Source organism: Marinobacter sp. OP 3.4 (genome assembly GCF_036224885.1).
GTDB lineage: Bacteria > Pseudomonadota > Gammaproteobacteria > Pseudomonadales > Oleiphilaceae > Marinobacter.
This window is the reverse complement of the sequence record NZ_JAVVLT010000048.1, coordinates 1-6,052: the sequence shown is the minus strand read 5'-3', so window position 1 is coordinate 6,052 and position 6,052 is coordinate 1. Positions and strand designations below refer to the sequence as shown.

The 6,052-nt window shown below is 72.5% G+C and carries 5 protein-coding genes; 3 read left to right on the top strand and 2 right to left on the bottom strand.

The window, feature by feature from the left end; genetic code table 11:
* The first annotated feature begins 185 nt into the window (after window positions 1–185).
* From RO069_RS08760 to RO069_RS08750, 3 genes are all read left to right on the top strand, one after another.
* Window positions 186–1,067, top strand: coding sequence for an ABC transporter ATP-binding protein (locus RO069_RS08760; RefSeq protein WP_328186790.1), 882 nt, complete (start codon window positions 186–188; stop codon window positions 1,065–1,067).
* 102 nt (window positions 1,068–1,169) lie between these two features.
* The gene (locus tag RO069_RS08755) at window positions 1,170–2,207 is read left to right on the top strand and encodes an iron-siderophore ABC transporter substrate-binding protein (protein WP_328186789.1); all 1,038 of its coding nucleotides are present in this window, start codon (window positions 1,170–1,172) and stop codon (window positions 2,205–2,207) included.
* A gap of 2 nt (window positions 2,208–2,209) precedes the next feature.
* Window positions 2,210–4,282 carry an iron ABC transporter permease gene (locus tag RO069_RS08750; RefSeq protein ID WP_248242765.1) on the top strand — a complete coding sequence of 691 codons (2,073 nt, stop codon included), beginning with the start codon at window positions 2,210–2,212 and terminating at the stop codon, window positions 4,280–4,282.
* 185 nt (window positions 4,283–4,467) lie between these two features.
* On the opposite strand, the gene RO069_RS08745 is transcribed toward RO069_RS08750, so the two are convergent.
* On the bottom strand, window positions 4,468–5,163 hold the full coding sequence (locus tag RO069_RS08745) for a helix-turn-helix transcriptional regulator (protein ID WP_328186788.1): 696 nt from the start codon (window positions 5,161–5,163) through the stop codon (window positions 4,468–4,470).
* Between the two features lie 241 nt (window positions 5,164–5,404).
* On the bottom strand, window positions 5,405–6,052 hold a 648-nt coding region (locus RO069_RS08740), incomplete at its 5' end, for a YdeI/OmpD-associated family protein (protein ID WP_328186786.1).

Sequence of the window (6,052 nt, the reverse complement as noted above, 5' to 3'; positions counted from 1 at the left end):
GTGTATAAGAGACAGTCGCAGATGTACGCCGTGACCCGGCCCGCGCGTACATCTGTGACGAACGAAAGGTGAAACGCGCGGCGCCGCCGGGCGCCCACCCCGCGCCCCGCCCATCTCTCGCGATCGAGAGACCCCGCCGCACCCCCGTTTGAACCCGCAGCGACCCTAGGTTAGGCTCACCTAACGTGAGGACCGACACCGAGACGACCACACCGACGAGCGCGCTGCGCGGCGATTCCCTCGCCCTCAGCTACGGTCGCACCCGCGTGGTGCACGACGTGTCGCTCCACCTCCGCCCCGGCGTGGTCACGGCTCTCATCGGCCCGAACGGCAGCGGCAAGTCCACCGCGCTCCGCGCGCTCGCGCGCCTCCACCGCATCGACGCCGGCGACGTCCACGTCGACACCCCCGCCGGTCCCCGCGACGCCGGCACCCTTTCGGCCAAGGAGTTCGCCAAGGCCGTCGCCATGCTGTCGCAGTCGCGCCCCCACCCCTCGGGCCTCGAGGTGCGCGACATCGTCGCCCACGGCCGCCACCCGCACCGCAGCCGCTTCGCCGGTCTCAGCGACGCCGATCGCGCGGCCATCGACCACGCCCTCCGCCTCACCGGGCTTCTCGCCATGGAGCACCGCCCCGTCGACGAGCTCTCCGGCGGCGAGCTGCAGCGCGTGTGGCTGGCCACCGCGCTCGCGCAGGGCACCGGCATCCTGCTCCTGGACGAGCCCACCAATCACCTCGACCTGCGCTACCAGGTCGAGACGCTCGACCTCATCTGCGACCTCGCCGACCACGGGACCGCCGTCGGCGTCGTGCTCCACGACCTCGACCACGCGGCCCTCATCGCCGACGAGGTCGTGCTGATGAGCCGCGGGCGCGTCCACGCCGCCGGCACCCCCGAAGACGTGCTCAACGCGGCGAACCTCACCGAGGTCTACGAGTTCGCCATCGATACAGAAGTGGATGCCGCAACGGGGCGCGTCAGCGTGATTCCGCGTGGCCGCCACGACGCCCGGAACAGGGCCCGCGCCCAAGCCGTCACGCGCCACCTGCACGCCGTCTCCGCCTGACGCCGACGCCGACGCCTCACAGGCCCACCGCCCGCACGGCGCCGCGCCCCGGCATCCGCTCTTCTCTTCACCGCACCCCCCCACCCATCGATGGAGTCCGTCATGACCAAGAAGCCCCTCGCCGCCCTCGCCGGCGCCGCAGCCCTCGCCCTCGCGCTCACCGGCTGCGGTACCACGCAGAGCACCCCGGCCGCCGACGCCAGCGGCGCAGCCGCGACCTCCACGAGCGAGGGCTGCGCCGACGACACCACGACGACCTCCACCGGCCCGGTCGAGCTGACCGACGCCTTCGGCCGCACGGTCACCCTCGACCAGCCCGCTGAGCGGGTCGCGGTGCTCGAGTGGCAGCAGATCGAAGACGTGCTCACCCTCTGCCTCACCCCGGTCGCGGTGGCCGACGCCGACGGGTACCGGACGTGGAACTCCGCCGAAGAGCTTCCCGAGAGCGTCGAGAGCGTCGGCACCCGCCAGGAGCCGAACCTCGACGCCCTCTTCGCCACCGAGCCCGACCTGGTGATCGTCGAGGCGTATACCCGCGACGATGCGATCATCGACCAGCTCGAGGAGTACGGCATCCCCGTTCTCGCCACCATCGGCGCGAACGCCGAAGACCCGATCGCGCAGATGCTCGACACCTTCGACCTGATCGCGCAGGCGACCGGCCGCGAGGAGCGCGCCGAGGTCGTCACCGAGAAGTTCGAGCAGCACCTCGCCGACGCCAAGGCCGAGGTCGAGGGTGCCACGCCCGAGGTCTCCGACTTCGTCTACATCGACGGCTACGTCGACGGCGGCAACGTCTCGATCCGCCCCTTCGGGCAGGGCTCGCTCGTCGGCGAGCTGGGCGAGGAGCTCGGCCTCACCAACGCCTGGACCGGCGAGGTCGACCCCGCCTACGGCCTCGGCCAGACCGACATCGAGGGCATGACGACGGTCGGCGACGCCAACTTCTTCTACACCGGCACCGAAGACCCCGACTACGAGAGCTTCATCGACGCCGCCGAGTCGAACCCGGCGTGGGCATCGATCCCGGCCGTCGCCGAGGGCCGCGTCACCGCGTTCCCCGCCGGCATCTGGACCTTCGGCGGCCCCCGCTCGGCCGAGCAGATCATCGACGCGTACGTCGCCGCCATCACCCGGTGAACATGCGGTCGGTGAGCGAGGGGGCTCCAGGCTCCCGGGCCCAGGGTGCAGACCGGACGGATGCTGCGCCCCACGCCCCTCGCTCATCGACCGCCCTCGGGCTCGGCGTGCTCGCCGCGCTCTTCGTGGTGCTCGTCCTCTCCGCGGGCTGGCATCTGACGCAGGGGACGAGCGGCGCGGTCTTCGCCGACGCCGACGTGCTCTGGGGGTCGCGCATCCCGCGCCTGGCAGCCGGGGTCGCGGTCGGCGTCGCGGTCGGCGTCGCGGGCCTGCTCATGCAGTCGCTGTCGCGGAACGCCCTCGCCTCGCCCGACACCCTCGGGGTCACCGCCGGGTCGTACCTGGCGATCACCGCCGTGGCGGCGTTCGGCATCGCGGTGCCGTTCTGGGCGTCGGGGGTCGTCGCCTTCGTCGGCGGGCTCGCCGCCGCGGCACTCGTGCTGGGCCTTGCCGGGGGAGCCGGCACCTCGACCACCCGGCTCGTCCTTGCCGGATCGGCCTTGGCGCTCGCGTTCCAGGCCGGCACCTCGGCGCTCCTGGTCCTGTTCTCCGAAGAGACCAAGGGCCTGCTGGCGTGGGGGAGCGGCAGCCTCTCGCAGCTCGGCCTCGAGGCGTTCCTGCGCGCGGCGCCGGTCGTCGTCCTCGCGCTCGTCCTCGCCCTCGTGCTCTCGCGCCGCCTCGACGTCCTCGCCCTCGGCGATGACACTGCCTCGTCGCTGGGGGTGCCGATCCGCGCGACGCGGGTCGCCGGCATCCTCATCTCGGTGCTGCTCACCGCCACCGCCGTCACCCTCGCCGGCCCCATCGGATTCGTCGGCCTCTGCGCCCCCGTGCTCGCGCGGCTGCTCGTGCGGGTGGTGCCGGCGCTCGGGCGGCACCTGCTGCTGATCCCGCTGTCGGGTGTGATCGGCGCGATCGTCGTCATCCTCGCCGACGCGCTGCTGCGCGCCCTCATCGGCGCCGAGGGCGCCATCGCGGTGCCGACCGGGGTCGCGACCACCGTGTTCGGGGCGATCGTGCTCGTCGTGATGGCGCGGCGCCTGCGCGACTCGGGCCCCACCCGCCGGCCCCCGTCGATGCGCATCGGCGTGCGCACCCCGCGCCGGTTCGTCATCGTCGTCGCCGCGTCGGCGCTCGTCCTCGGCGGGGTGGTGCTCGCCGGGATGCTGCTCGGCAGCACCCGCCTGCTCACCGGCGATATCGTGCTGTGGCTCACCGACTCCGCGCCCCCGCTCGTCGCGTTCGCGCTGGACGAGCGCGCTCCGCGCGTCGTCGCCGCCGTCGTCGCGGGCGCCGCGCTCGGGCTGTCGGGCAGCATCACGCAGGCGGTCAGCCGCAATCCGCTCGCAGAGCCCGGCCTTCTCGGCATCACGGGCGGTGCCGGCCTGGGTGCGGTGCTGGTCGTGACGAGTGCCACGGCGAGCAATCTCGGGATGCTGGTGGCCGCCGTCGGCGGAGGGCTCCTGGCGTTCGCACTGGTCTATGCCCTGGCGTGGCGGGGTGGTCTGAGCGCCGACCGGTTCATCCTCATCGGCATCGGCGTCTCGTACGGTGCGGTGGCGCTCACGACCTTCGTGCTGCTGCGCGCGAACCCGTGGGACACGCCGCGCATCTACACGTGGCTGTCGGGCACCACGTACGGGCGCGTCTGGGAGCAGGTGATTCCGCTCGCGATCGTGCTCGCCATCGCGCTGCCGTTCGCGCTCGTGCGCCGCCGCGACCTCGACATTCTCGCGATGGATGAGGACACCCCGAAGCTCGTCGGCATCCGCCTCGAGCGCACGCGCCTCGCGCTGCTCGTGACGGCGGCGGTGCTCGCTGCGCTCGGCGTCGTCGCGGTCGGCGTGATCGGGTTCGTGGGACTGGTGGCGCCGCACGCGGCCCGGGCGCTCGTCGGTGCGAAGCACGGCCGGTCGATCCCGGTCGCGGTGCTGCTCGGCGCGGTGCTCGTGGGCGTCGCCGACACCCTCGGGCGGACGATCATCGCTCCGGCGCAGCTGCCCGCGGGGCTGGTCGTCGCGCTGATCGGCGCGCCGTACTTCGTGTGGCTGCTCTGGCGGTCGCGCGACGCGTGAGCGGCGGACCGACGGCGCCCATACGCCGACGGCATGCGGAACCGCTTGGAGAGCTCACCTCTCCGCCTACCACCGCATCCGTTCGTCACAGATGTACGCCCTCACCGCTTCTTGGCGTACATCTGCGACGAACGAACCCGTGGCGGCGCAGCGAACGCGGGTGAGCGAGCGGGCTGTCACGCGCCTCACGCCTGGGCGAACCGGTCGGCCAGCTGCCGCCGCGAGCTGATCTCGAGCTTCCGGAAGACCTTGTGCAGGTGGTAGTCGACGGTGTTCGGGCTGATGAACATCGTCGCGGCGATCTCGGCGTTCGTCGCGCCGCGCGCGGCGAGCAGCGCGACCTGACGCTCCTGGCTGCTCAACAGATCCACCGGCGCTGAACCCGACGGCACCGAACCGCCCGCGGCGAGGATCTCGCGCCGTGCACGCTCGGCGAATCCGATCGCACTCGTCGCCTCGAAGTCGCGAAGCGCGAGCTCGAGTTGCGTCCTGGCGTCAGCGCGCCGCCGCACGCGGCGGAGCCACTCGCCGTAGACGAGCCGTGCGCGGCCGATGTCTGCCCGATGGCTCGGCGGGAAGAGGGCGATGGCGTCGATGAAGTGGCGCTCGGCCTCGGCGTCATCCGACATCAGCGCCAGCGACCTCGTGTACAGGGCCCGCCCGACGACGGACCCGTTGATGTCGACGTGCGTCTTCATCCGATGTAGCGCCCACTCCGCCGCCGCGCGGTTGCCGCTGCGCACCGCCGCCTCGACGTACTCGGGCAGGTGACGGTAGCTCGCCTGGAGGAACGGATGCCGCGCGAGCGGCCCCAATCGCTCGTACGCCGACTCGTACGCACCCGCGGCGAGCTCGTTGACGGCGATCGCTTCGCCGGTCATCCGGCGGTCGCGCTCGGCGCGCCGACGACATCGGCCGACCAGCTCGTCCCGTCCCAGAACCGTTTCCCTCCCGCGGGAACGTCGTACCAGCCGGCGGGTGGCGTGGGGGGAGGGTTCATCGTCGGGATCCTTCGCTCGGCGTCGCCGGTGGCGCGCCCGCCCAGGGTAACTCTCGACGCTCTCCGTGTCCGAGGGGGCAGAGCATCTTCCCGGCTGACGCGGGGGTTCTCGCGACTCGGGCCTAGTGGATCGTCTCGCCGCGCTCGAGCATGGCGACGTACTGCGCGACGCGCGCAGCGCGCGACTCCGGCCGCTTGAGGTTGCTGATGCGGAACGACATCGCGAAGCGGTTCTGCGCAGACTGGGCCGCGAACGCGGCGGCGATGGCGGGGTCGGCGTCCAGAGCTGCCTGGAGCTCGGCCGGGACGTCGCCGTCGCTCTGGCGGTACGCGGCGTCCCAGCGCCCGTCGGCTTTCGCGCGGTCGATCTCGCGCCGCCCGGCGGGGCGCATCCGTCCCTCGGTGATCAGACGCTCGGCATGCGCGATGTTGACCTTCGACCAGACCCCGCGCGGCCGGCGCGGCGTGAACACCTGAAGGAAGTAGTCCGCGTCCAGCGACAGCTTCTGACCGTCGATCCATCCGACGCACAGCGCTGCGTCGAGCGCCTCGGCGTAGGTGATGCCGGGCTTCTTCGACGCCGTCTTCCGCACGCGCAGCCGCACGCCCTCGGGGCCGGGATCCGACGCGAGCCAGCGCTCCCACTCCTCGACGGTGTCGACGTGGAGCTCGGGCTTGTCGGAGGTCGCGACCATGGTTGCAGGGTAGACGCGGGGTCGGACGTCGCGGGCGTTTCGTCTCGCTGCGCTCGGACGGTCGTTGAGCAAGGG

Bases quoted from the DNA above. Each gene is read 5' to 3' on its own strand.
- RO069_RS08750 (WP_248242765.1), top strand. From the start codon at position 2,210: ATGCGGTCGGTGAGCGAGGGGGCTCCAGGCTCCCGGGCCCAGGGTGCA.
- RO069_RS08745 (WP_328186788.1), bottom strand. From the start codon at position 5,163: ATGACCGGCGAAGCGATCGCCGTCAACGAGCTCGCCGCGGGTGCGTAC.
- RO069_RS08755 (WP_328186789.1), top strand. From the start codon at position 1,170: ATGACCAAGAAGCCCCTCGCCGCCCTCGCCGGCGCCGCAGCCCTCGCC.